Here is a 23798-nt window from a genome sequence, read left to right as displayed (position 1 = left end):
CCCATCCGGCCGGGCGTCTGGCCCGGCCGGAGTACACATAATCAAAGCGACTGAAGGAAGGCCATCAGATGATCCGGTGCCCGATACCGCGATGTCGGGGCGTCGATCGGCTGTAACCTGCTGAGCGCTTCTTCCTTCATGGCCAGATCTGCCTCCAGGTAGATATGCGTCGTGCCGGTGCCCTCGTGCCCGAGCCAGAGCGCGATCACCGTAATATCCACGCCCGCCTGCAACAAATGCATCGCCGTTGTGTGGCGGATGGTGTGCGGCGAGATCGGTCGCCCGGCAAGCTGCGGCTGCTGACGCGTGGCTTGATCGACTGCCAGCGCGAGACGCTGTGTAACGGCAGAGCGCGACAGCCGTCCACCCGAACTGCTCGGGAAGAGGAAGTCGGACTCACCAGCTCTGCTGAGCCGGCGTATCCACGGACGGATGATCGCGGCCGTGGGTTTCCATAGCGGCGTGCTACGCCGCTTCCGGCCCTTGCCCTGCAGATGCGCGACCGGGGATACGTCGAGAACGACGTTGCCCACGCGGAGATCGATGATCTCAGACACGCGCGCTCCAGTGTTATAGAGCATCGTGAACATCGCTCGATCTCGCTGGCCGACCCAGCTTATTGGATCCGGAGCGGCGATAATCGCTTCCATCTCCGGCCTGGTCAGGAAGCCGAGCACCGCTTTATCGCATCGTTTCTGTGGGATGGCCAGGCTGCGCTCGATGGTGGCCAGCGCGGTCAGATCCTGGTGAGCAGCATATTTCAGGAACGAGCGGATCGCGGCCAGAGGCGCATTGCGGCTACGCACGCCGTTGCCGCGCTCCCGCTCGAGATGATCAAGGAAGCCAAGGATCATCTCCGCGTCGAGATCACTGAGCATCAGACGGGTTGGCGCCTTGCCGATGGTCGCTTCTGCAAACGCGAGCAGCAGCCGGAAGGTGTCCCGATAGGCTGCCACCGTGCTCGGGCTGACGGCACGATGCTTTCGCAGGTGCTCCACAAAGAAGCGTTGCAGGATAGCCGAGAACGACGCGTGGGCGGATGGCTCAACCATGGAGAACCTCCCCAACTTTGCTGCCAAGCGCTTCGAACCGCTTGCCGGCTATCGCCATGAGTTCGGGCACGGCCTGCATGTACCAATAGGTTTCGCCGATGTTGACGTGGCCGACGTAGGTGGCGAGCGCCATCATAGCATTGCCAAGATTGCCGCCCTCTTCTTGCCAGAGCATCAGTCGGCGACAGATGAACGTATGTCGGAGATCATGGATGCGGATCGACCGATGACCGCCCCGCGCTTCGATCCTGAGTTCCGAGGCGACCTTCGAGAAGGTATTCCGCGCTGTATCGTAGCGGAGCGCCCGCCCGCTATATTCGGAGAGGAACAGGGGAGCCGCCGCATCCATCGCGCCATATTTCGCGCGTATTGACAGATAGCTCCGCAGTGCGGTGCCAACGGTCGGATGCATGGGCACAAGGCGCGATCGGTCGAACTTCGAGTGTCGGACGATCAGCTGCGTTTGATCTGGGTCGATGTCGCCGCACGTTAGGCGGAGCGCCTCGGAGATCCGCAGGCCTGTCGATGCAAGCAAGCCCAACAATGTCGTGAACGTTGCTGGCGTCAGCCCGCCGAACGGCGCCAGGCGGGACGCTGCGTTGAGCAGTGCCTCGATTTCCGCTGGCGTATAGATGTGTGGCGCGACCCGGCGGTGTCCCCGGCCGAACGGATTGCCTTCCGGGAACACGGTGGTGGGATCGTGCTCAGCTAGGAAGCGGGCGAACGGGCGCAAGACGTTGACACGACCGGCCCAGGTAAATGGGTCAGCGTGCAACGCTTGTTCGCGCGCCCATCGCAACACGATGGCGGGGGTCAATGCGCCGTCGTGGCCGTTCGCATCAGCGAACCGCGCGAACGCCATGGTCAACTTGCTCGCCGTCGAAAGCACGAAGCCGAGGCTGCGCCGTTCGGAAAGATACGCTTCCGCGCGCGACAGCATGATGCCGCGGCCGCTCATTTCGCGGCTCCTGGCCACGGTAATGCCACGGCGGCCAAGCGAGCAACGTCGACGCGAGTATAGGTCGCCGAAGTGACGATGCTACGATGACGCAGCACGTCGGCGATCTGCTTCATCGGCGTGCCGGCGTTGACCAGTCGGCTTCCCAAGGTGTGGCGAAGGATATGAACACGGGTCCGATCCCAGCCGCATCGTCGATAAGCGGTGCGGATCGCCTTTTGTACCGTTAGCCGGCCAATCGGCACGCCGAGCGGCGCTACGTGCCGCACGAAGATCGAGCGGCACGTAGTTTTCGGACGCTCATGCAGGAGATAATCGGCAATCGCCTGTCCCGTGGCCACGGGAAGTGGCAACACGTCGGCGCGTCTTCCCTTGCCGGCCGAGAGATGCAGAGTGCCCGCTCGCCAGTCGATATCGTCGAGACGAAGTCTTGCTACCTCTCCGCATCTCAGGCCCAGATCAGCCAGACATCGCGCCATGGCATATCCCCGGCGCGGCGACGAACAGGGCATGTCGAACGATGCGAAGAGCTCAACCAGTTCATCGTGCGACAAGACCTCCGGCAACGATGTATCACGCCAGTAGGCGGGGCGTGGCACCGCTCGCTTCAGACTGGCGACCTGGTCGCCGAGGAGTTCCCGGTAACGAAACCAGCACTGCAACGCGCCGCCCATCACACGGACGGTATTCGCGCTTGCGCCGGGCTCGCCGATTACGAAGCTGCGAATAGCGGCAACGCTGATCGACGCGAGCACGATCGGCCTGCAGCCAAACTGCGCTCGGAGGAAGCGACGTATGATCCGGCACCGGTGGTCGCGTGTCCCCTGGGACAAACCCCATATATCCGCCATCCTGCGATCGAAGCCGGATAACTCGCGTGCGATCTCATCATCGCTCGGCATCGCGGCTATTCCCTGCGCGCGCAGAATTCGGAGGAGAAGGTTGAGGGCGGCGCGCACCTCGATCATCCCGAGCGGCACCGGCCGCTGGCACGAGCATCGCGGCAGATGTTCCGACAAAAAGCGCTTGATCACCGCCTCGTCAACATCGCCCGCCGCATGCTCTTCGCGGGCTAACCACTGTCCGAAGTGGACTATGGCAGCGAGGTAGCGACGGCGGCGCTCGTTATATCGCGCCGCGAGCAGATGTTCGCGGTAGAGCGGGAGGATTTCCGCAAAGACATTTGTGGGGTCTTCGGTTCGAAGCTGGAGCGTCAGGGGTGTGGCCATTGTTTGATCTCCCATTGAAGAGAGATCGACTTTGGAGCCGCGATTACGTGCATCATAAACGCTTGTCACGTTGTGCGATCGACGGGAACGGCAGCGTCTGGTGGATTGCTGATAGTCAGATATTGGCGGACAGACTGTACATAACTGTCATTCAACTCGGCAAAACACCGTTGTAGCGGCCGCGCGGCCTTATCAGTGTTCCGATCCGATTTTGTTCAATAACGTGAGCGCACCAGCCCACTGCTCGGCCAATCAGAAAAATGCGGAATGGCGCGTCTCTGGGCAATCCCAGTGCATCGACCATCACCGCAAGTGCATAGTCACAATTGGGAAGCAGTCCCGTAAGGTCGAAAACGCTGGCGGCCAACGCCCGCAGGTCATTCGGCGCCTTGATACCTGCCAACATCAGGCCCGCACGAGGGTCGCCATCGGGATAGAGGTTGTGGCCAAAGCCCGGCAGCATTCGATCGCGCTCTAGCCATTGTCGAACAGCTTTCTCCGCACCCTGCCGCCGAGCATCTTCGGCAAGGTATCGCAACGCTTCGCCAGCACCGCCGTGCCGCGGACCGGATAGGGTGCACAATCCGGCAAGCAGGCAGGCGGGCAGCGATGCCCCGGTCGATGCGGCGACGCGAGCGGCGAATGTCGAGGCGTTGAGGTCGTGGTCGGCCATGGAGACCAGCGCTTGACGCAACCGCTCAGCACTTTGCGCATCGCAATTCCAGCCAAGAGCAAGTCGCTCATGGGTCGGACCCGGACCATCTGCCGCACCGCAGATCGATGCCAGTCTGCCTATGATCATCGCTGCATCCTGCGCAATGTGATCACCGCTGCAGCCTAAAATGGGCTGGCCTTGTGAAGAATGGGCGGCGAGGACCGAAAACGCATCCCCGCCCGCTTCGACGGCATCGGGCGAAAAGACGGGCGGATTCCGCACATCCCAAAGGAGTGCGGCAGTTTCCTCGAGCGTCGAACTGCGAGCCAGTTCGATAGCATCCTGCCCGCGATAATAGAGCTTGCCGCGATGGACGGTAGACAGACTTGTCAGGAGCGCCGGTTCTCCCCAGTCCATTGAACTAGCCGCAATCGCTGCCGGCTTCCGGCCGCGAGCCTTGCGAAGCGAGACTTCGGCGATGTCATCCGCGTTATAGAGGCTTCTACGGCTGTCGGCGGGATCAGGTTGCACGCGGATGCGGCCCCTGCTCGCATAGGCATAGAGTGTTTGCGCCTTGACGCCCAAGCGGGACAGCGCGGTGTCGCAATCGATCCAACCATTCATATTGATTATATATATCAAGATTGATTATATCGACAATCAGGCAAAAGTGCTGCTCACCTGATCGGGAGGAGGCACCATGTCCGACACTATTGCGCACTCCATGCTCGCCGGCATTTTGGCTGCGCTTGACCTCCCCGATGGCAACGCATCGCGCGTTGCCTTCAGCAGTGACGATCGCTTGCCATCCTGCTTTCCTGTTTCAGAGCTGGCCGCCGCTTCGATAGGTGCTGCTGCCGCAGCCGTATCCGAATTGGTCGGCTTATGCTCGGCCGTCCCGCCGGTCTCCGTCTCCTATAGATCGGCGTCGCTTTGGTTTGCCTGGTCGATTCGGCCTCAGGGGTGGGAAATGCCGAACCCCTGGGACGCCATAGCGGGCGATTACAAGGCTCGGGATGGATGGATAAAGCTCCACACCAATGCCCCACATCACCGCGCAGCGGCGCTGTCGGTGCTCGGTTGCGAACCAAGGCGCGAGGTTGTTGCGGACATTGTCGCGACTTGGCGTGCAGGCGAGCTTGAAGATGCGATTGTCGCTGCTGGTGGCTGTGCCGCACGCTTGCGGTCTGTCGAAGAATGGGCGGCCCATCCGCAAGGCGAAGCCGTTTCGGCAGAGCCATTGATAATCTGGGATACACCAAACAAGGGAATGGCGAGCGAATGGCAGCCTTCTCGCGCTCGCCCGCTTTCGGGGCTGCGTGTGCTCGATCTCACCCGCGTTCTCGCGGGGCCTGTGGCGACGCGATTTCTTGCTGGATTTGGCGCGGATGTCTTGCGTATCGATCCACCCGGATGGGATGAACCCGGCGTCATCCCCGAAGTGACATTGGGTAAGCGTTGCGCAAGGCTCGACCTCAAGACCCCATCTGGGCGTAATGCCTTCAGTGCGTTGCTCAACAAGGCCGACATATTGGTTCATGGCTATCGCAGCGACGCACTCGAAGAAATCGGGTTCGGTGCCGGGGCGCGACAGGCCATTCGCCCGGGCCTGATCGACATTTCCCTTGATGCTTATGGCCATAGCGGTCCTTGGGCGCGGCGGCGGGGTTTTGACAGCCTCGTACAGTTTTCATCCGGGATCGCAGCTGTGGGCATGGATTGGCGCAACGCGGACGCTCCGGTCTCGCTTCCCGTTCAAGCACTTGATCATGCTACAGGTTATCTCTTGGCGGCCGCCGCAGTTCGGGGTGTGATCGCAAGAACTACCGGCTCAGGCCCATCAAGTGCGCGGCTGTCGCTGGCACGCACAGCCAAGTTCCTAGCTCATCACAAAGGCAGTCCGTCAAACGCAGGATTTGCGCCGTCGATGGATGAAGACTTCGCCGCCACTGTTGAACAAACAGATTGGGGGCCGGCACGGCGTTTGCTTCAACCGGTCAACATCGCTGGCACTCGGATGCACTGGAGCCGGCCAGCAACGAAACTCGGTTCAAGCACGGCAACCTGGATCGGGTAAGTGAGTAACGGGGCCTGATGTCAAATCTTTCAAGGTCCGGTTTTGGGGAAGCGCCGGGTCATCATGAACCTCCAAAAATGGGGCGTTACATGCCGTTGACCGAGCAAGTACAGTTTGTTCGATTATGTGCAGTCCGGCCGGGCCAAACGCCCGGCCGGATGGGCAATGCCCCGCGGGTCTACATAATCTCCCAGGGGTCATAATCGCGATTATGCAGACATCCGCATAACAACGAATATGATCCGTTCGCGTGACACTTGCCGGGAGCCTCAGGGCTCCCGGCTCTGCCAAACATCGACGGGCATCGCGCTCTGTTTGTACTCTCGAGCAACCGATTATCAACATGCGCGCGATACAAAGTTGGGATGAATGCCGAAACAAAGATTCTATCCCAAAGTGATGACGCATTGTGGAGCCGGGTGGTCCATGATGTGAACGCATGGCGCGGGGCGTGTCTGCAGTGTTTCTCCGCGGCCGAGGCTGGCGTGACCGAAACCTTGCTATCTTTGAGTACGGTGCCGGAGAAAGGTGCGGCCGTCCGTCTGCGCCATCTGACCGGGCAGCGGTTCGACGATATCGCGGCGGTCCTTGGTACGGAAGGGGCCTTTGCCGCTGAGGGGAAAGCGGCGTTCAAAGCGATTGAGGCTTTTCGTGCCCATGAGCGCCTTCGAACATTTCTGGCGCATGGGGTGGCAAAGATTGCGATTGAGCGGACGGACAAGTGGATCGTGGTTTACCGTCAGGTCTCTATCCGTGCGCGGCAGGCTGAACGCACCATGCTTCTGGTCGAGGAAGCGGAAGGCCTTGAGATGCTCGCTGATATACGGCGGAAAAGCCAACAGCTCTGCTCAGTTCTTGGAAACCTGCGCCACCAGTTGGTGAAATAGACGCAGTACGCATCGCAGATTGGGCATGAAGCGAGGACGTTGGCGGCTCCGGCTGCACCGGACCGGGCTCTAGGCTTGCGCCCCGAGCCCCGTGCCGGGTCTCGGCCCATGCGGGCAACGATCCCTGCCGTGGTCGCGCAGTCAACAGTGCTCGGTAACGAGCAGCGCTGCGCTGTCGCTGAAAGGCGCTGGTCGACCAAGCGCAAGATGAGCTGGCGGGCATAGACTTAGCCCGTCGCGGAGCGCCGCATCGTCGACCAGGATGCGCCACGGTCCACCATAGCGCCGGGCGGCCAGGTAGAAGGTCGCACCATCGCACGCGACCATGCGGCATCGCTCCTGGCGATCGATCAACGACGCACTCCCGCCATAGCGGGCGACCAGTTCGTCAAGGTCGGCGCGCATCAGGGCGCCGCAGCGGCGGCACTGGGTACGAACCTGAATCTGCAGCTGCTGCATCGCGCCGACGCTCGATGTCCAGCGCGGCCAAAGGGCAATGATCCGGGCGGTGTCTGTCATGATCGGAAGGATAGCGAAGCCCTCGCTCGCGCGTCCAGCAGCACGTCTGAAAAGTCGGCCATGCCGTTCCTTATTCCCTCTGACCGCCGCATCGACGGTTCCTTCCTGGCTTGGCGTCCTCGCCGCGGCACTTGCCAGCGCAAGCCCGGTGCCGGGCTTCTCCACATCCGTTGCGACCCTGTCGGGTGCGCGGGCGCGCTATGCCCCGGCGGTCCGGTCGCCTGTCGGAAGGCCCCGATCGGCGGGGTCTGACACAGCTTGGAAAGTCGAACGTCATGGCCGACCCCCAGAATGACAAAGTCCTATCCGCAGACCAGCGCATCGCGACCATCGCGCGGCTCAATGATGCTCTGCGCCGATCCATCCATAACCCGGGCGTCAACCAAGTGGTCATGACCGCCGGGGTCGCCGACTTGATCGGCGATACCAGCCTGTTTCGCGGGTTTCAGCGCCGCGCGGAACTGCTGCGCACGGTGCGCGACTATGATGCCTTTGGTCCCGACGTCGATCCGCATGGGGAGCGTGATTTCGGTCGCTTCGAGTTCGCGGGCGAGGCCCTGTACTGGAAGGTCGATTATTATGATCGCGCGCTGACATATGGATCCCCTGACCCGACAGATCCCGATGTCACCATCCGCGTGCTGACGCTGCTTCTCACCCACGAATATTGAGCCATCATGGCCCCGACTCTGTCGGGGCCACCTTTTTACGGAAAGGATTCGCCGGTGCCGCGAGCGCGGATCGCCTTGCGCCACCCGGTTGCGCCCGGGGTCGGCCTGTCCAGATTTCCCATCTCTGGCGAGTGAACCCGGCCACCCCCCTGACCGGGGGGATAGCCGAAAAGTCTGCTTGAGCAGACTGTCGGCGGTGCCGCCTGACGTCCATTGGACCTTGTTCCCCGGCACGAGAGGGGAGGCTGCGCGGCATGAGGGGCCGCGTCTTGCTGCGCGGTCAGGGGACCGATCGGTGTCCCTGGAACATGCCAAGGAGACCCGCAGTGGCCGACTATTTTTCCCGGCATCCCGACCATGCGTTCGTATTCGCGTTCGTCTGCTTCGCGATCACCGTTTACCTGTTTCGCTATGTCGGACCGGGTATCGGCGGGGGCGGCGACTGGTCGTCGCGCGACCATTATGAGCGCAACCTGCGCGATGGTCCCCACGACTATGAATCGTGAGGGTCCGGCGATCATGAAGACGATTGTCGTCAGCCTGCTGAAGGGCGGGGTCGGCAAGACCTTTCTCGCCACCCACCTCGCCTGGTATCTCTCTGAGCAAGGCGGCAACCGCGTCGCCTTTCTCGACCTTGATCCGCAGGGCAGTTCCACGCGGCGGCTCGCTAGCGAGCGGACCGGGTGGTTCTCGGCGGACCTGTTTGATCCCGAGGCGCGGCTCGACCTTACCGATGCGCCCGGGATCACGGTCTTCGCCGCCGATCCGCGGCTGCAGATGGTCAAGGCAGCCGGTGATGTGCGCGATTTCCTTGGCCGGTTTCCCGCGTTGGGTGCCCATTTTGACCATTGCGTCATCGACACCGGTCCCAAATGGGATGAGCTGACCTTGAGCGCGATGGCGGTGGCCGACGCAGTCATCGCGCCGGTCCAGGTCGCCGAGGATTCGATCGAGTGCGCCAAGATGCTGCTCACCGCGCTCAAAAAAGCGGAGGGTGCGCGCGGCGGGCGCAAGGTCGATTTTCTCGGGCTGTTGCCCTCGATGGTCAATCCTTTCGACCGACGCGAAATGGACAATGCGGTCAAACTCGCCCGCGCCGTTGGCGAGAAGCTGATGTTCCCCGCCTTCATCAAGGCGCGGCCGACCTACAAGCATTCGGCCGAACAGCATCATCCCGTCTGGCGCGAAACCGGTAGTGGCGCAAAAGCGGCGGCTGACGAAATTCGGCCGATCCTGGCCGAGATCGTTCGCCGGATGGACGACCGCCGCCAGAGTGCGGCGTGATGGGCAAGTTCGATCAGCGCGCCGAAGAGTTCGGACTGCTCGTCGGTCTCCATGATAGCGCGCGGCGCGTCGAGGATCTGCCGCTCGACTGGATCATGGCCGATCCGGAAAATCCGCGGCGCGTGTTCGACGAGACGGAGCTCAAGGATCTTGCTGCCTCGATCGCCGCGCGCGGCGTCCTGCAGCCTATCATCGTCGCCCCGAAAAATGGCGACGGCCTTCACGTCATCCGCGTCGGCGAGCGGCGCTTTCGGGCATCGCGCCTTGCCGGGCGCGAGACCATCCCGGCGATCGTGATGGCGGTGGTGAACCGCGCCGACACGCTCGCCGATCAGATTGTCGAGAATGACCAGCGCGCAGGCCTCACCCCCCATGATCTGGCGACCGGGATCGAACGCATGCTGGGTGCCGGCGTCACCCAGGCGGAGATCGCCCGCGCGCTCGGCCGATCGAAGCAGTTCGTATCGCTCTATGCCGCCTGTGCCGACATGGCGCCCTGGCTGCGGGCCGCGATCGATCAGATGCCGATCCGCTTGCTCTACGACCTCCACCGGGCTGCCCGTACTCATGGCGACGCAGTGCGCGCCTATGTTGAGCGGCTTGGGGATGAAAACGTGACCCTGGCCGAGGGCGGCCGGTTCATTGCGGGACTTAAGGCATCCGAGACTCTGCCGGATGCCCGTCTCCGCGATGTGCCCGCGCTCTCGGACGGGCAGGGCGCCGAGCGCGCCGCACCGAGCCGGCCGGTTCGTGCCGGTGCCGGTTTGCGGTCGATGTTCGAAACGGAGGTGCCGCCGCAGCCTCGGCCGCTCGATGCGGTTCGGGTGACGGTGGGTGGGCGGACAGGACGTTTGATCCTGCCCGAGCGCGTTCGGGTGGCGTTCGACGACGGCCAGGAGGTCGAAGCGCCTGTTGCCGAGATCGCCATGGAGTAAACCATCGGCGGGGCAGGTCGGGGCGCATCCAATCACCCCTCACTCCGCGTCGAAACGATCGAGCTTTTCAGACAATTTTGACAGCCGTGCCCCTTTCTTCAGGGGCGCGGCTGTCTTCATTTGGCGGGCGGAGGGAATTGGTTCGGTCGGAGATATTCTTTTTCCCATCGATGCCAGTCGGGTTGGATACGTCGCTTGAAGAGGGGTGAGTCTGTTTGAGCAGACTATAGGACGAGTGGTTTTAGGTGAGGGCCGGATAGGCTTGGCGCCGTCATTGTTAAACAATAGCAATGGGGTGTGGCGTTTTTTGGCCTCCGTCTGCCCGATGATCTCGCGGCGCGCTTCGATGCTAAGGCGACTGCCGCTGGCGGTCGCTCAGCGCTCCTGCGCAAGCTGATCGACGCTGCGCTTGAAGACGCAGGGGATGCGTCGAGCGCGACGGCACCGCCTCGGACTCGCACGACTGGCCGGCTGCAGCTTCGGCTCATGCGCGAGGATATCGTCCAGCTCGATGCGGCGGCCGATGCGCGCGGCCTCAAACGGACCGAGTGGCTGGTGATGCTGTTGCGCCGACGGTTGCATGCGACATCGCCGCTGCCGCGCGCGGACCGGGTGCTGATCGCGCAGTCCTGGCGCGAACTCAACCGGATCGGCATCAATCTCAACCAGGCGGTCCATGCGCTGCATGCCGCGACCATGGTGGATTCCCGTCTCGACCTGGCGCGCGAGGCCGCGCGGGTCGCGTCCTTCCGGGATGAGGTGGCCGATCAGCTGCGCGCGCTTGGCCGGGCGCTCAAGGGTGACATGGCCTATTGGGATACGGCCGATGAATGAGGAGGATGACGGCGTCCTGCCGCTCCCCAGTCTGATGGAAGCCTGGCGACCGCCAACCGGGGGCAAGCGCAGCCTGCGCGGGGGGACACTGCGGATCCGCTCGGGCGGCAAGGGCAGGGGCGGGAGCAATGCCGCGCCGGCCCTGTCGGCGGCCGAGGCGCGGGCCAAGCTCGAGCGAATTGTGCGCAAGGCCCCCGAGGTCATGGTCAAGATCTCGGGCAAACAGCGTGGCGCCAGGCATCTTGCCGAGCATTTCGGCTATATCTCGCGTCACGGGAAGCTCGAGGTTCGCAGCAGCGAAGGCGAAATCATCACCGATGAAAAGCGCCTGAAGGCGATTGCTGCCGACTGGGACATGCTCGATCAGGCGATGAACGCGCATGGCAAGGACCGACCGACGTCGGTGTCGATGGTCTTGTCGATGCCGGGCGGTACGACCGATGCCGCCACGATCCATGACGCCGTGCAGGCGTTCGCGCGTGTCGAATTCGAAGGGCAGTTCAGCTATATGGTGGCGCTCCACACCGATACCGCTCACCCCCATGTCCACTTGACCGTCGCAACCCAAGGTGCAGACGGGACGCGGTTCAATCCGCGCAAGGCCGACCTTCATCATTGGCGCGAGAGCTTCGCCCATGAATTGCGCCAGCGCGGCATCGCCGCCGAAGCGACGCCGCGCCGCGCGCGCGGCCATGTCCAGAAGCGGGTGCGTTCGCCGGCGCACCATCTGGAGGCCCGGACAGCCGGGCTGGGGAGGGACTTGGATCTCAACCGGCTGATCGAAGAGCGCGCGCAGGAGTTCGCACGTTCAAAGAACCCGGAGCGTAGGGTGGAAGATGTGCTGGCGCTGGGCCGACAGAAGCAGATCCGGGGGGCATACGCAGATGCCGCGGCCGCGCTGGCGGCGACCGGGAAAGACGAGGATCGCGCGCTGGCCGAAGAGATCGCAGGGTTCGTGGCCGATATGCCGGCGGCGGTGTCGCGGCGATTGGAGCGGGCGCGGGAGATCATGATCGCCGATCGGAAAGCAGCGTCACAGGATGAACGTGGCAAATCAGGCAGCGGTGGGCGAGAGGAACAAAGCATCGCACCCTCGAAGCCGCGCGATCGTGAGCGCTAGTCCGCAAAGTCAGGAGGAATAGCTTTTCTGCGGAACCTCAGTCCCGATTTCGTCTGGCGCGGCATGGGCGGGATCACATGTAAAAGCTGTACCGCGGCGCGATTTCCTGACCTTCAGGCACATATTTCAATACCTCTCCTACGTTCCGCGCGGCTGCAATCGTGATCGGCATTCCATTGTCGAATTGGGTGTTGTTCCAGTTCATCTTTGTAAGTGCGAGCGTCTCCTCGGCGATATGCTGAAGTGGCTGACCCAGCGCCTGACACCTCAGCATCAGGGGCCGTGGCACATACATACCCGGATATGTGCGGAAGAACTCCACGCTTCCACGAGTGTAGAGCAGAGCCTGGTCCTTATCGAAGCGGAGTAACGTGCCGCGCAAGGGCGGATAGACTCCCATTCGATAGAGCCGAGTCATCGACTTCTGGATCCAGACAAAGTCCGCATAATCGATGTCGCGTTCGTCGATCGCCTTGTGGAAACCGGCAAGTTCGTTTCGATCGAACCGCGACGTCTTGTGAAGCACGACCCGCGCCGGGTAATGTCCGTGCTGTTGCCTGAACACCTTGAGCGAGCTTTTCAGCAATTCGTAGGCATCCTCCGCCGTCAAGTGCGGCTTTCGATCCTCTTCGCTTTCAACCATCCTACCGCCGCGGAGGATTAGACCTTCGCCCCGCTCGTCGAACATCTGGGCGGTGCTCGTGTGGATGTGCTCGCCATCGACCGACCGGTAGAAGCTCAATCCCACGAATGAAGTCCGCAGCTGGCGGGCATCGCGCGCGAGCCTCCAGGGCAATCCTCCAGCTTTGTAGTAAATGGCGGTCAGTAGATTCCACGCGACCGTGGCAGGGTCTTGCGTGCGTCTGTCACTGTTCTCCTTCAGCTTACGCGGAATTTTGAAGCTGGGGTCATATGTGGTCGGCCAAAGAAGCTGGATCGGCAAATGGAGCCGCATGCAGGCGGCTTTGAGCATTCCGCGAAAATCAAGGTCGGGGCCAGCCTCTGCCTCTTCGCCGCCTTCCGCAGCCTCGTTTGCGCCGGCAGCATCGCGCGCGTTATAGGTCCGCTGAATGATTTCGATGGGCAGCGCTACAAGTACGACGTCGGGCTTCGTCGTCCGTTCGGCGAGAACGCCCACTTCCTCTGCGATGGCTTCCACGACCGCTCGCGTCATCTCGCGCTGGCCTGCGATCGCAACGATCTTGGCAATTTCTCGAGGCGGAATCACCCTTTGAAGCTCGTCGGACGTTACGAATTCACATCGGAAAGATTCGTCCGCGCCCGTTCCAGGGAACGGCGGGAAAAGGTTGGGCTGGCGACTTTCCTTCGCCGGGAAACCGACCCGGCAGGCTTCGAGCCACCGAGCGGTGCCTTCCACGGTCTCGCCGCTGCCGACGATGCCGACCCGAATGCGCTTTGGGGCGCCCTCCGTGCCTACATCGAAGGGACCATAGTCCATCAAGCCGAAGCGAATGTCGGGGTGCCGAAATGCGCCTCCGAACTCCAGCGGGGGCTCCTGAACATGGGACAGCCTCATTCCGTGCTGCCGTCTATTTGTGCATATTCGAACAGTGGGGAAGACGGATCGGCCTCCTGCGATTTCCAGAGATCGTCCGGGACGCCAACATCCATTTCGAGCAAATCCAGAGAAGCGAATGATAGGAACGGATACCGTGTGGTCAGCAGATCGTCGGCACCGTGGGTTAGGAAGAAGTCCCGCCACATCACAAACTGGCCCATGACCGCGGCGTTGTTTTCCATTTCCTTGATCTTTTTCAAATGCTCGCCAGCCCAGGCGTCAGGGTTTTTGCCATCGTGCGTGAAATGGTAGGTCGGCGTGAGCTCCACGAACCAGACACCGGCAAAGCGGACGAACCGGTGCTGAAAAGCGGAATGACGCCAGTATGATGCGCGACCTGGATCGGTCTTTCGCTTCCCGTAGCTCCCAACTACTCTGCGGGTCGTTGTGTTTTTCAGGCTCCGATACGCGTAGTTTAAGGTGCTGCGATCGCGCGGCTTCTGGAAATAGAAGACCCCTGACTTTCGATCATGCCAGAGGTCCGGTCTTACGAACTCACCGATCGCCCGATTGAGCAAGGCAACAAAGTCGCGCTGCCGGTCTTCATCGTCACTGTCCGCCCATTCGTCGGCGCCGAACTCCTCCATCGCTTCCGCTTCGCAGAGCTTATTCCAAGGCCACCGGTCGAGATCGTGAAATGACAGGACGGATTTACCGCGCACGATCCACTCGGAACCTGCTTGGCGATCAAGTGCTCTCAGTGCCGCCCCAAAGGCTTTGTCCGTGGAGAACGTGGTGGGCGCCCAATACAAAGTTTCCGCCGTCGTGACGCCAATCAGATTCGTGAGCAAATCTTCTTGCCGCCGGACGCTCGGGCCGGATGCGCCAGGTGACACAGAGGCTGCGACTGCTGTAATGGCTGCCTTTGAATCCCTTGTAAAAAGGTCCGCTACCTTGTCGAAAACGACCTTTCGCGTTTTCAATCGTTCAGCGTCGGAGAACCAGTCCTTGATGGACTTCCAGTAAGCTGTCCCTTCTTCGGGTCGAACAACGATCAGCAGGACCGGGGCCGTTCCGTGCATCCAATAGGTGATGTCCGCTTCCGAGCAGGGATATTCAAATGACTCCTCCGTCTCCCCCTGCAGCCGCTTGCGTTCGGTCGCCTTTCCCTGGATCTGTAGCAGCAGGTTACCGACCGCGCCTGTGGCGACGTCACGAAGTTCGATAAACCCGTCGATGCCGGCCTCGACACCACCGGTTTCGTAGAACATGTAGCCCATCGAGAGGACGACTTCCTCAATGCGCGCAATTCCGCGCATACCGATTATGTCACTACTGCCGATCTTCTTTGCCAAATTGCCCTCCAGTGAAGATCTCTATCGTCCGAGGCCCACTCCTCGCCAGAACTTATCGCGAACGTGCGCAGGTCAATCAGCCTAGCTATCGCCCCCAGAGTCAGCCCTGCGGCCGCTATTTATCAGGCTGCGCAAGAGACGACCGGCGCGGGTGATACTGCGATGATATCGCCCGTAGTCACCAGTACGACCAGCCCGCGAACGGCGCCCGTCATATCCAGATAGTTGCCTACCTGCGCGCGATAGTGATTGAGGGTTTCGGCTGTCGGCTGCACATCGCTTTTCCAGTCGATGACAACGGTTGGCCTACCCGCGCTGTCGAAGCTGGTGGCGTCAGCAATTCCCACCGTCGCCTGTTCAACGCCGTCGACGTCGAGCGCTGCATAGACCGCCAGTTCGGGCGCCAACGTCGGACGCAACTGCGCGATCTCGGGGAGCGCCAATGTGCGGACCACGCAACCGGCAAGTTCGTCTGGAGAAAGGCCCTGAGAAGGGTCTGCCATGACGGGCCTGCCGATCTCGCCGATGAGCGCTCGTGCACGCTCGCTGAGTGCTCCCGCATCGTCCGGCGTCTCACCGGTCAGCACTTCTTCCAGCAGCTTGTGCAGGATCAGGCCCCTTTCGCGGCCGCCCTGAACATTGGGGCGCACCGCCTCGTCATCGGGCTGACCGGCCTCCGACGCTGCCCAGATTTCTACTGCTTCCGGGGTCAAAACCGGTCCATCGGCGCTTTCGTCGCGGCTTGGCGCAAGCCAGATCAGGCGACGCTGGCGCGCTTCGATCGATGCCGCTTCAGCGGCAAAAACATCCCGGGTCTGGTCGTTGGCCTCGTCGCCTGCCGCAAGGTCGAGCTCGGGCGGCAAATGCGACAGGTCGAGCGCCGGCAGTTCGGCAAGCGAAAGATCCAGAAGCGAAATCCATGCCGATTTCGATTGCGCCGCATCGAGGCGTGGAAGCACTAGAAGCTCGCGGGCGCGCGTCGCTGCGACATACCACAATCGGATCCGCTCGCGGTCGAGTTCGGCCTTCTCGGCGTCTCGCGCAGCGTCATAGCCAACAGGCCTCACCCCAAACACCGGGCAATAGAAGGTGTCGCTGTCGCGGTCGGTCACGGCGCTTTCGGGTGCCATGATGCTGGTCATCGTGTTGATCGGGACGACGATCGGCCATTCAAGGCCCTTGGCCGCGTGCATCGTGTAGAGCGCCACGGCCTCTTCCTGAGCATCGGGCCGTCCCTCGACCGCCCGGGCCTCATCGGTCCATGCCACTGTCATCGTCTCGGCGAAAGCGCGCAGACCGCGAACAGCAAAGGACGTCGTCAGGCTGAGATAGAGATCGACGTTTGCAAGCGCGCGCTCAGCTTGGCCGCGATGGCGCTCCAGCAGGATGGGACGGACCCGCAGCGCGTCGATCGCTTGCGACAAAAGGTCGTGCGGCGTGGTGCTGTTGGTTTGACGATAGAGCGCCTGTAGCGTCTCGATGGTCGATCGGGCCAGCGGATGCGCGATATGCTCGAGCTCAACGCCGAGGTCGAGGCGGGGCAGCCGTTCGGGATCGTCTTCGGCACGAGGAAGTGCCCAGATGATGTCGAGCAGTTCTTCTTCGGTCAGACCGACGAGCGGGCCGCGCAGCAATGCCCCGAGGGCGAGCGTGTCACGGCGGTCGGCGAGAACACGCGTCAGCGCGATCAGATCCTGGATCTCCTGACGGCGGAACAGGCCTTTGCCTGCCTGCGTGGCGACCGGGATGCCGTGGCGTTCGAGCGCCTCCTCGTATCGCCAAAGATCACTGCCGGTGGGCGCAAGCAAAGCGATGTCGCCTGGCCGGCAAGGTCGACTGGCGCCGGAGCGACGATCGAGGATCATCTCACTGCCAATCAGCCGGGCGCACATTTGGGCGATCGCGTCGGCTTCACCGTCGCGCTGGTGCTCGGCTGAGGCCTTGCCATTCTCATCGGCAACGGCGACGGCGAGAGCCGCAACGCAAAGGGCCTCGCCGCGATCGGCGTGAAAGGGATCGAGCGCCGTGAAGCCGGGTTGGCCCTCGCTCGAAAGCAGCGCCTCGAAGCGTTCGTTCACATAGGTCAGGATCGGCGCGCAGGAACGGAAATTGGTAGAGATCGCCAGCACGCTGTCAGGGTCCTGCGCGAGATAGGCATCGCGCGCCCGGACATAGGCGCTGACATCGGCGCCGCGGAAGCGATAGATCGCCTGCTTGGGATCACCCACGAGGAAGAGCGCGCCGGGACGGATCGTGAAGGCGCTCCAGTCTGCGCTTGCGACCCCGGCCGGCGGCTCGCCGCAGAGGCGCCAGAAGATTTCCGTCTGGAGCGGGTCAGTATCCTGAAACTCGTCGACAAGGACGTGGGCGAACCGGGCGGCGAGGGACCGTCGGACATCGTCGTGATCGCGCAAAAGATCGCGCGCCGCGAAGATCAGATCGTCGAAATCGAGCTGGGCGGCCGAACGCTTATAGTCCCGGAAACGGGCCAGCACAGGCTGCACCTGAGCGATGAGGTCGCACAGGACGCGACTGGCGACGTTCTGGACCAGATCCTGCCAGGCTTGGCAGCACGCGGCGTAATGCGCATCCGCCGCGATGTTCAGCCGTTCGCCTTCGGTCTTGGCCAAGCCTTCGCGCTTGGCGGCTTCGACCCATTTGCCTTTCTTCTTGTAGGCAAGGAACGAGCCGGTTTTAGTGCAGAGGTCGGGATGCGGCGGCGAAACCAGCAATCGCACCAAGCCGACTGGCGTTTCGATGATCGGCCCGCTGTCGAGCCCTGCTGCCATTCCGGCGAAGCGCTCGGCGAGCATGGCGGTTTCTTCCTCCACCGCTGGCGCGGTGCGGATGAACTCCATCAGACCATCGGCGGCATGTTGGAACGCGCTCAGGTGCGGGGCCAGGTCGCTGACCGGCGGCGCGGAGACGGTCCTGCGTTTGCGCAGGTTGGCGACGATCTTGTGGATCAAGCCCACGGTTTCGCCGGGATTGTGCAGCACCATTTCCGCGATGATGCCGCCTTCACCGCCCGAGAGCTGTTCGCGCAGCCACGTCTCGACGATTTCAATGAAGGAGAGATCGGCCTGGTTGCGGTCCATCACGCTCGCACCGGGATCGATGTCCGCCTCGACCGGGTAGGGTTTGATCAGCCGCTGGCAGAAGCCATGGATTGTCGAGCAGGTGATCTCGTCGATGACCGATGCGGCGGCCGCAAGGTTCGCGCTGTGGTTGGCTGACAAGCCGTCGGGAAATGCGATGTGCAACTCGGTCGGAATTGTGCCGGCCGCGAGGTCGGCGACGAAGTCGCGAACGCGGATCAGCAGCTCGCTGGCTGCCAATTCCGTAAAGGTGACGGCTGCGATCGACTTGGGCGCGATGCCCTCGGCGAGCATGGCGGCGATGCGGCCGGCCATCACGGCTGTCTTGCCGGAGCCTGCGCCGGCTTCGACCAGGATCGAGCGATCATGGACGCCGATGGCGGTGCGGCGGGCGGCGTCATCGCGCAGTGTGTTGGTAGCAGCGGTCATCACTGTGCCTCCCAGACCAGCGCAGCATTGCCGAAAGCTTCGGTCGCGGCGGGCAGTTTTCGTTTGCAGTAGGTGGCGCCCGCATTGGCCGGCAGGGCGAACGCCAGATCGTCGTAGGCGCCGCCGGTGTCCGGACCGATGAGGGCCTGGCCAGATTGAAGGTTCGCCCTAGCGGCTTGCAAATAGCCGGTGATCTCGGTGAGCGTCGCTTCCGGGTCGCCGAGTTGGAAGTCGATCTGATCGCGCGGAAAGAGCAGCGATGCACTGATCGACACGTCGTCGCCAAGAAGGGCCTTGACGGCGAAGGCATAGAGGCAGCGTTGCAACTCGCGGCCACCATCTAGACTGATATCGTCCTTGGGCGGCCGTCCGGTCTTATAATCACGAACGAGCGCGCGCTTGCCGTCTCCGGCAATGTCCAGGCGATCAATATAGCCGGCGATGCGAAAGCCGGTTGCGGGGATTTCGACGGGTGTGTGCGAATCCCACGGGCTGGCGGTGTCCGCTTTGGGCGTCGCGCCGCCGAAGGCGACTTCGCCAAAAGAGCGGGCGTCGGGCAGATGCTCGTCGCCGTAAGTCAGGGCGCGCGTGGTAAGAATCCGGGCGTCGTCGAGCGTCCGTCGCCAGATGAGCGCCGGTGGGACCGCTCGTTCGCTTTCCCACACGACCGCGATCCTGGCCGCAGCATCCTGCACGGCGCCAGCGATCTGCGCTTCGTCAGCCGCGGCGAGGCCGCTGGCCTTTTCAAGCGTCGCAAGCGCCAGATCGAGTGTCGTGTGAACCAGGTCGCCCATGGCCAATGCATCAAGGACAAGCGGGTCCGCGCCGCTCTCTGGGGTGCGCAGGCGCATCCCGTAGCGCCATACAAAGCCGAGCGGGCTGCGGAGCAGCAGACGAAGCGAACTGGCCGATTGAGTCCGGCCGAGGATGGCCTGCAGGAGAGGATGGTCCGCGCGAACCAGTCCATCGTGCGGTGTGATCTCCTTGCGGTGCCAGTTGCGCCAGGCCGTGGTGGCGCTGATGGCCTGGCTGTCCCGCGCGAACTCATCGGGTCGTGCCATCAATCGATCGGTCTCGCTGAATGCGTGAGCCGGAACCGCATTGCGCCGGATGTAGATCTCCTCAGATGCCGGACCGAGCAGTGCGCTGCGCCCCAGCAAGCGGCCTTCGCTGTCGCGGCGAGCGCGCGACATGACGATCTGACCGTTCGTCGTGGCGAGGATGGTCTCAAAATCTCGCCGATCCGCCGCGCCGACCGGCAGCGGGTCCAGCTCAGCGGTTGGAATGATGTGATCGGAAATCAGACGATCTTCGGAAATGCCGCGCGGCCAGCGCGATGAATTCATGCCGATGAGCCGAACGAAACGGCGCGGCGAAGCCGCCAAGGCGCTTGCAGGCATCCAGGCCACGGAAACGCAGGCCTCAAGCCCGTCATCTTGTTTCAGGCTGTCCAAGGTCGCATCGAGCGACCCCGATGGTCCAGCCAGCAGAGCCTTGCGCCAGCTCGCCAGGGCGCGTCCGGACAGAAAGGCTGCGCCGATCTCGTCGGCTGCCGGATGTCCCTTCGCCAACAAATCAATGATGCCACGCAAGGTCGGCGTATGATCCGTCGCGTCGGGCCAGTCGTCGGCGGTCAGCCGGTCCAGCAAGCGTTGCCAAGATGCCGGTGAAGCCAGCGGCGCGTCGGTCGGCAGGACCCGCAGCCAGCCCTGCGGCAAGCCGGCAAACGGGCCGGTTTCCGAACCGCACAACGCTGCGAGCCGACGCATCCGGGTCTGTGAGAAGCCGCGAATGAGGAGATCCGCGAGCGCCGCAGCCGCCTGACCATCCCGGGTTGTCGTGACCTTGATGCCGTGGACGAAGTGAAGATTCAGGTTCGCATCGGCGCGCAGGGCGAGGAGGTGATCGTCGTAGTCACCGGTCGATGCGGCCGCGATCGCGATGTCGGCGGGCTCCGCTTCTCCTGAAGCCATCAGGCCCCGCGCCCATCGAATGGCCTCGATCGCCTCGTGATAGGCAGTCGCGGCGCTGACCGTGCTGATTGCCGGCGCGGTCGCGTGTGCCCGGTCGATCGTGACGTCGAAGGCTTCCAGCCACGGCGGGGTCGGACGGGGGCCGGCTGTCCAGCGCACCGGGGTATGCGAGGTGAGTTCCTGCAGGAGCGGACGCCAGCACGGCGAAAGCTCGGTGATGCCGACAATCTCGACCGGACCCAAAACCGCCGGAGCGTGAGCGATCCGCCCCAAGGCGCGATTCACGAGATCAGTGGGACGCATCATGCCGGGCGGCAACTGGGCGAGAACCGCAGCTTCGAGGCGCGCGATCGAGTCGAGCCGAGGATGATCCCCGGCGCGAGCGGCCAGATCGATACCGGCCCGCCACGCCTTGTGGAGCGTGTCGGCCGCCGCCTCGACCATGCCGGGAAGCAGCTTGATGCTTTCCAGCTCTCCGAGGTTCGTGTCCGGCAGCACGGCCTGGATCGCCGTTCGCAAACACTCGTCATCGATCGGACGGGCGAAGCCGCCGGCCAGACGGACCGCGAGTTGTTCAAATGACATGATCTGCACGCCGTGTCGGCGCTGCCGGGCCGCGTCGAGGCGCAACTCGCGCATAGCTAAACGGCCGTGGGCGACGATGGTCCGCCGGTTGGAAAGGGTGGTCATCGTCGTTCTCCCTGAGTTACTTCTTGTTGGGGCGCTGCGTCAGCGCCGAAGCCGCCGCCGATTTTGCCGCTGCGCTCGACTTGGGGTCGCGCAGCACCTGCGATGCCGCAGTCGCGGCTTTCTTGCTCGTTACTTCATTCTTCGAGGGGGTCTTGGCCATGTGGTCCTCCTGTTGCCCGGCACGGTTTCGCTTGACGCGACTCCGTGATGGGAATAGAAACTACACAAGTCGTGCAGATGTGTCCATATAGTTTTTATCTGCATCCGTTTTGGAGGAAGATTCGGATGGCGGAAAGCCTGACGACATTGAAGTGGGGCGTTGAGCGTCGGCTCGAGTTCATCGAGTTCCGCCTGTTCTGGGAAGGCGGGGTCAATCGCTCGGACATCATCGAGATGTTCGATGTCTCGGTGCCGCAAGCATCAAAGGATTTGACGCTCTACCAGGAGCGAGCGCCCAACAATGCCCTCTACGACAAGAGCGCCAAGCGGTACGTCGCGAGCGAGCATTTCGAACCCCATTTCCTCAAGCCCGATCCCGACGGCTATCTGTCGCGCCTGCGGTCGGTTGCTGAAGGACTGATCGATCTATCGGAATCCTGGATCACCCAGGTTCCTGACACTGATATCGCCTTGACACCCCGGAGGGATATCGACGCGTCAGTGTTGCGCACGGTCCTCAGCGCCGTGCGCGATCACCGGTCTGTGGACATTCACTATCAGTCGATGAGTAAAGATCGGCCCGATCCGATCTGGCGCCGGATCACGCCCCACGCCTTCGGCTATGACGGCTTCCGCTGGCACGTTCGCGGCTATTGTCACGTCACCGACAAGTTCAAGGATTTCCTGCTGCCGCGCGTTCTCGGGATCGGGAGCCTCGGCGAACCTGGGGCACCCGCAGAGCATGATGCGCTTTGGCAAGAGCGGTTCGGGGTCGAGATTGGCCCTCACCCTGATCTGACCACAAGTCAGAAGGCCGTCGTCGCTAAAGACTATGGCATGGAGAAAGGCTCTGCGGTCCTCACCGTGCGCTACGCCATGCTGTTCTATGTTCTGAAGCGGCTCGGGCTCTTGGGCGACGCCGCCAAGCTGCCGGCCCGGAGTCAGCACATTGTTGTCGTCAATCAGGCCGAGACCGAGGCGGCTTTGGAGAAGGCAGAGTTTGCAGCGTGATATCTCGCATGGAAAAAATGGCGCAGGCCGCATTGGTATGCATGGGATTTTTCTCCTGTCAGCTGGATATCGTTTCTAGGGGCGCGGCTTTCCGCGTGGACGACCTGAGCCATGAGTAAACGTAAAGACGAGTCCTACCTCATGTCCTTTGGGACGGGCGGGCTGTATGTAAACGAGAGCGTCACGGTTGCGCGGCTTCACCGCCACGGAGACCACTGGGATGCCACGGCCGCCCGGGCTAGGGAGGCCGGCGCGTTCCAGGTGCGTAAGGCAAGCTCGGCCCAGCGTTCGATTCGTGAGATCGTCAACCGACTGAGATGGCTGTCTGACGCTGAACTCGGGGTGTTTGTCGAGGGTGAGCGAAGTGAACAGGCGGCGCTGCTATGGCTCGCCGCCTGCCGCGCGTACCGTTTCATCGGCGAGTTCGCGGTAGAGGTGCTGAATGAGCGCTTCCTCTCTCTCCGCACCGCCGTCACATACGACGACTTCGACACATTTTTGGCAGCTAAGGCGGAATGGTCTCCGAAGCTGGCGGCTCTTACAATCACTACCCGCGCCAAGCTCCGCGCCGTTCTTTTTCGCCTCATGCGAGAGGCGGAGATCCTGTCCCCAGATGATCGGATTCTTGGGTCAATACTGTCGCGCCGAGTCTTAGCTGTGATCCATAGCGGGGACCCTAACGAGCTTCGGTTTTTCCCGGGAGCCGAACGACAGATAGGGGGAGATCGATGATACCGCGAACCGGACGAGCTATGCCCGCAAAGGAGCGCTTCGATCATCTTTTGAAGGTGATTGCCAGCGAGCGCTTCTTGAAAAAGCAGGGGCTTGGCAATGAGGTGCCGTTCTTCATCTGCCCCTATCCGGCCGATGAAGCCGTCGCCATGGAGGGAATGCGGTCAAGCCTGATCAACCAGCTAGAGAGCCGAGGAGTCCGCGCTTTCGAGATCAACCTTTACGATCTAGGCGTCACGCTGCTGAGAGAGCGGGGCATCTGGGATGAGGTCCTCGCGGCTGAGCCGGACATCAGCAAGGCCGAGCTCAAGGAGCTGCTCCAAGGGGTGCTCGATCCGGAAGCGCACTTGGTGCCGGAAATTGGTGCGCGCTTGGCGCGGCAGGAATTCGATGTCCTGTTCCTGTCCGGGGTGGGCGAGGTCTACCCGTACATTCGGTCGCACAATGTGCTCAACAATCTTCAGAGCACCGCCAAGGAAAAACCGACGGTAATGTTCTTCCCGGGCACTTACACGCATGGCCTGGCCACAGGCGCGTCGCTCGACTTGTTCGGCACTCTGCACGACGACAAATACTACCGTGCATTCAATATAATGCACTACGAGATCTGA

The 23798-nt window shown here is 62.4% G+C and carries 21 protein-coding genes; 11 read left to right on the top strand and 10 right to left on the bottom strand.

All coding sequences use genetic code 11. The features are described from left to right. Window positions 1-41 precede the first annotated feature (41 nt). The 4 genes from ACODSN_RS14910 to ACODSN_RS14895 form a co-directional block, all read right to left on the bottom strand. Window positions 42-1052, bottom strand: a complete 1011-nt coding sequence (locus tag ACODSN_RS14910; protein WP_489056275.1) for a tyrosine-type recombinase/integrase — start codon at window positions 1050-1052, stop codon at window positions 42-44. Continuing rightward, the gene (locus ACODSN_RS14905) at window positions 1045-2010 is read right to left on the bottom strand and encodes a tyrosine-type recombinase/integrase (protein ID WP_489056274.1); all 966 of its coding nucleotides are present in this window, start codon (window positions 2008-2010) and stop codon (window positions 1045-1047) included. The genes ACODSN_RS14910 and ACODSN_RS14905 overlap by 8 nt, the downstream gene beginning before the upstream one ends. Then, window positions 2007-3239, bottom strand: coding sequence for a tyrosine-type recombinase/integrase (locus ACODSN_RS14900; RefSeq protein ID WP_489056273.1), 1233 nt, complete (start codon window positions 3237-3239; stop codon window positions 2007-2009). Before ACODSN_RS14900 ends, ACODSN_RS14905 begins: the two co-directional genes overlap by 4 nt. A gap of 151 nt (window positions 3240-3390) precedes the next feature. Beyond that, a complete protein-coding gene (locus tag ACODSN_RS14895; RefSeq protein WP_489056272.1) occupies window positions 3391-4518 on the bottom strand; it encodes a citrate synthase in 1128 nt (375 codons plus the stop codon). 76 nt (window positions 4519-4594) lie between these two features. Here ACODSN_RS14895 and ACODSN_RS14890 point away from each other — a divergent pair, with 76 nt between their 5' ends. Continuing rightward, on the top strand, window positions 4595-5971 hold the full coding sequence (locus ACODSN_RS14890) for a CoA transferase (protein WP_489056271.1): 1377 nt from the start codon (window positions 4595-4597) through the stop codon (window positions 5969-5971). A 365-nt stretch (window positions 5972-6336) separates the two neighbouring features. Beyond that, window positions 6337-6858 carry a hypothetical protein gene (locus ACODSN_RS14885; protein WP_489056270.1) on the top strand — a complete coding sequence of 174 codons (522 nt, stop codon included), beginning with the start codon at window positions 6337-6339 and terminating at the stop codon, window positions 6856-6858. A 141-nt stretch (window positions 6859-6999) separates the two neighbouring features. Here ACODSN_RS14885 and ACODSN_RS14880 read toward each other — a convergent pair whose 3' ends face one another. Continuing rightward, on the bottom strand, window positions 7000-7377 hold the full coding sequence (locus ACODSN_RS14880) for a hypothetical protein (protein WP_489056269.1): 378 nt from the start codon (window positions 7375-7377) through the stop codon (window positions 7000-7002). Between the two features lie 275 nt (window positions 7378-7652). On the opposite strand from ACODSN_RS14880, the gene ACODSN_RS14875 reads away from it, so the two are divergent. From ACODSN_RS14875 to ACODSN_RS14850, 6 genes are all read left to right on the top strand, one after another. Continuing rightward, complete coding sequence (locus tag ACODSN_RS14875) at window positions 7653-8048, top strand: DUF3768 domain-containing protein (protein WP_489056268.1); 396 nt, start codon at window positions 7653-7655, stop codon at window positions 8046-8048. Window positions 8049-8374: 326 nt separating this feature from the next. After that, window positions 8375-8554, top strand: a complete 180-nt coding sequence (locus tag ACODSN_RS14870) for a hypothetical protein (RefSeq protein WP_066532566.1) — start codon at window positions 8375-8377, stop codon at window positions 8552-8554. Between the two features lie 13 nt (window positions 8555-8567). Next, complete coding sequence (locus ACODSN_RS14865; protein ID WP_489056267.1) at window positions 8568-9332, top strand: ParA family protein; 765 nt, start codon at window positions 8568-8570, stop codon at window positions 9330-9332. Beyond that, a complete protein-coding gene (locus ACODSN_RS14860; protein WP_066532561.1) occupies window positions 9332-10267 on the top strand; it encodes a ParB/RepB/Spo0J family partition protein in 936 nt (311 codons plus the stop codon). Before ACODSN_RS14865 ends, ACODSN_RS14860 begins: the two co-directional genes overlap by 1 nt. A gap of 297 nt (window positions 10268-10564) precedes the next feature. After that, complete coding sequence (locus ACODSN_RS14855; RefSeq protein ID WP_489056266.1) at window positions 10565-11101, top strand: hypothetical protein; 537 nt, start codon at window positions 10565-10567, stop codon at window positions 11099-11101. Next, window positions 11094-12221 (top strand): relaxase/mobilization nuclease domain-containing protein, encoded by a 1128-nt coding sequence (locus ACODSN_RS14850; protein ID WP_489056265.1) that lies wholly within the window; start codon window positions 11094-11096, stop codon window positions 12219-12221. The genes ACODSN_RS14855 and ACODSN_RS14850 overlap by 8 nt, the downstream gene beginning before the upstream one ends. Window positions 12222-12294: 73 nt before the next feature. On the opposite strand, the gene ACODSN_RS14845 is transcribed toward ACODSN_RS14850, so the two are convergent. From ACODSN_RS14845 to ACODSN_RS14825, 5 genes are all read right to left on the bottom strand, one after another. After that, window positions 12295-13758: an argonaute/piwi family protein gene (locus ACODSN_RS14845; protein WP_489056264.1), complete on the bottom strand. Its 1464-nt coding sequence runs from the start codon at window positions 13756-13758 to the stop codon at window positions 12295-12297. Continuing rightward, entirely contained in the window at window positions 13755-15095 is a 1341-nt protein-coding gene (locus ACODSN_RS14840; protein WP_489056263.1) for a DUF4365 domain-containing protein, read from the bottom strand. Before ACODSN_RS14840 ends, ACODSN_RS14845 begins: the two co-directional genes overlap by 4 nt. Before the next feature lie 122 nt (window positions 15096-15217). Next, on the bottom strand, window positions 15218-18622 hold the full coding sequence (locus ACODSN_RS14835; protein ID WP_489056262.1) for a UvrD-helicase domain-containing protein: 3405 nt from the start codon (window positions 18620-18622) through the stop codon (window positions 15218-15220). Further along, a complete protein-coding gene (locus tag ACODSN_RS14830; RefSeq protein WP_489056261.1) occupies window positions 18622-21285 on the bottom strand; it encodes a PD-(D/E)XK nuclease family protein in 2664 nt (887 codons plus the stop codon). The genes ACODSN_RS14835 and ACODSN_RS14830 overlap by 1 nt, the downstream gene beginning before the upstream one ends. Before the next feature lie 16 nt (window positions 21286-21301). Continuing rightward, the gene (locus ACODSN_RS14825; RefSeq protein ID WP_173655764.1) at window positions 21302-21445 is read right to left on the bottom strand and encodes a hypothetical protein; all 144 of its coding nucleotides are present in this window, start codon (window positions 21443-21445) and stop codon (window positions 21302-21304) included. Between the two features lie 125 nt (window positions 21446-21570). Between ACODSN_RS14825 and ACODSN_RS14820 the strand changes: the two genes are divergently transcribed. The 3 genes from ACODSN_RS14820 to ACODSN_RS14810 all read left to right on the top strand — a co-directional run bounded on the left by ACODSN_RS14820 (window position 21571) and on the right by ACODSN_RS14810 (window position 23798). Next, the gene (locus ACODSN_RS14820) at window positions 21571-22455 is read left to right on the top strand and encodes a WYL domain-containing protein (RefSeq protein WP_489056260.1); all 885 of its coding nucleotides are present in this window, start codon (window positions 21571-21573) and stop codon (window positions 22453-22455) included. A 111-nt stretch (window positions 22456-22566) separates the two neighbouring features. Continuing rightward, window positions 22567-23187, top strand: coding sequence for a DUF1819 family protein (locus ACODSN_RS14815; RefSeq protein WP_489056259.1), 621 nt, complete (start codon window positions 22567-22569; stop codon window positions 23185-23187). 20 nt (window positions 23188-23207) lie between these two features. Further along, entirely contained in the window at window positions 23208-23798 is a 591-nt protein-coding gene (locus ACODSN_RS14810) for a DUF1788 domain-containing protein (RefSeq protein ID WP_489056258.1), read from the top strand.

It is taken from the genome of Sphingobium sp. FG11 (assembly GCF_057809915.1).
This window is presented reverse-complemented; position numbering and strand designations above follow the sequence as displayed.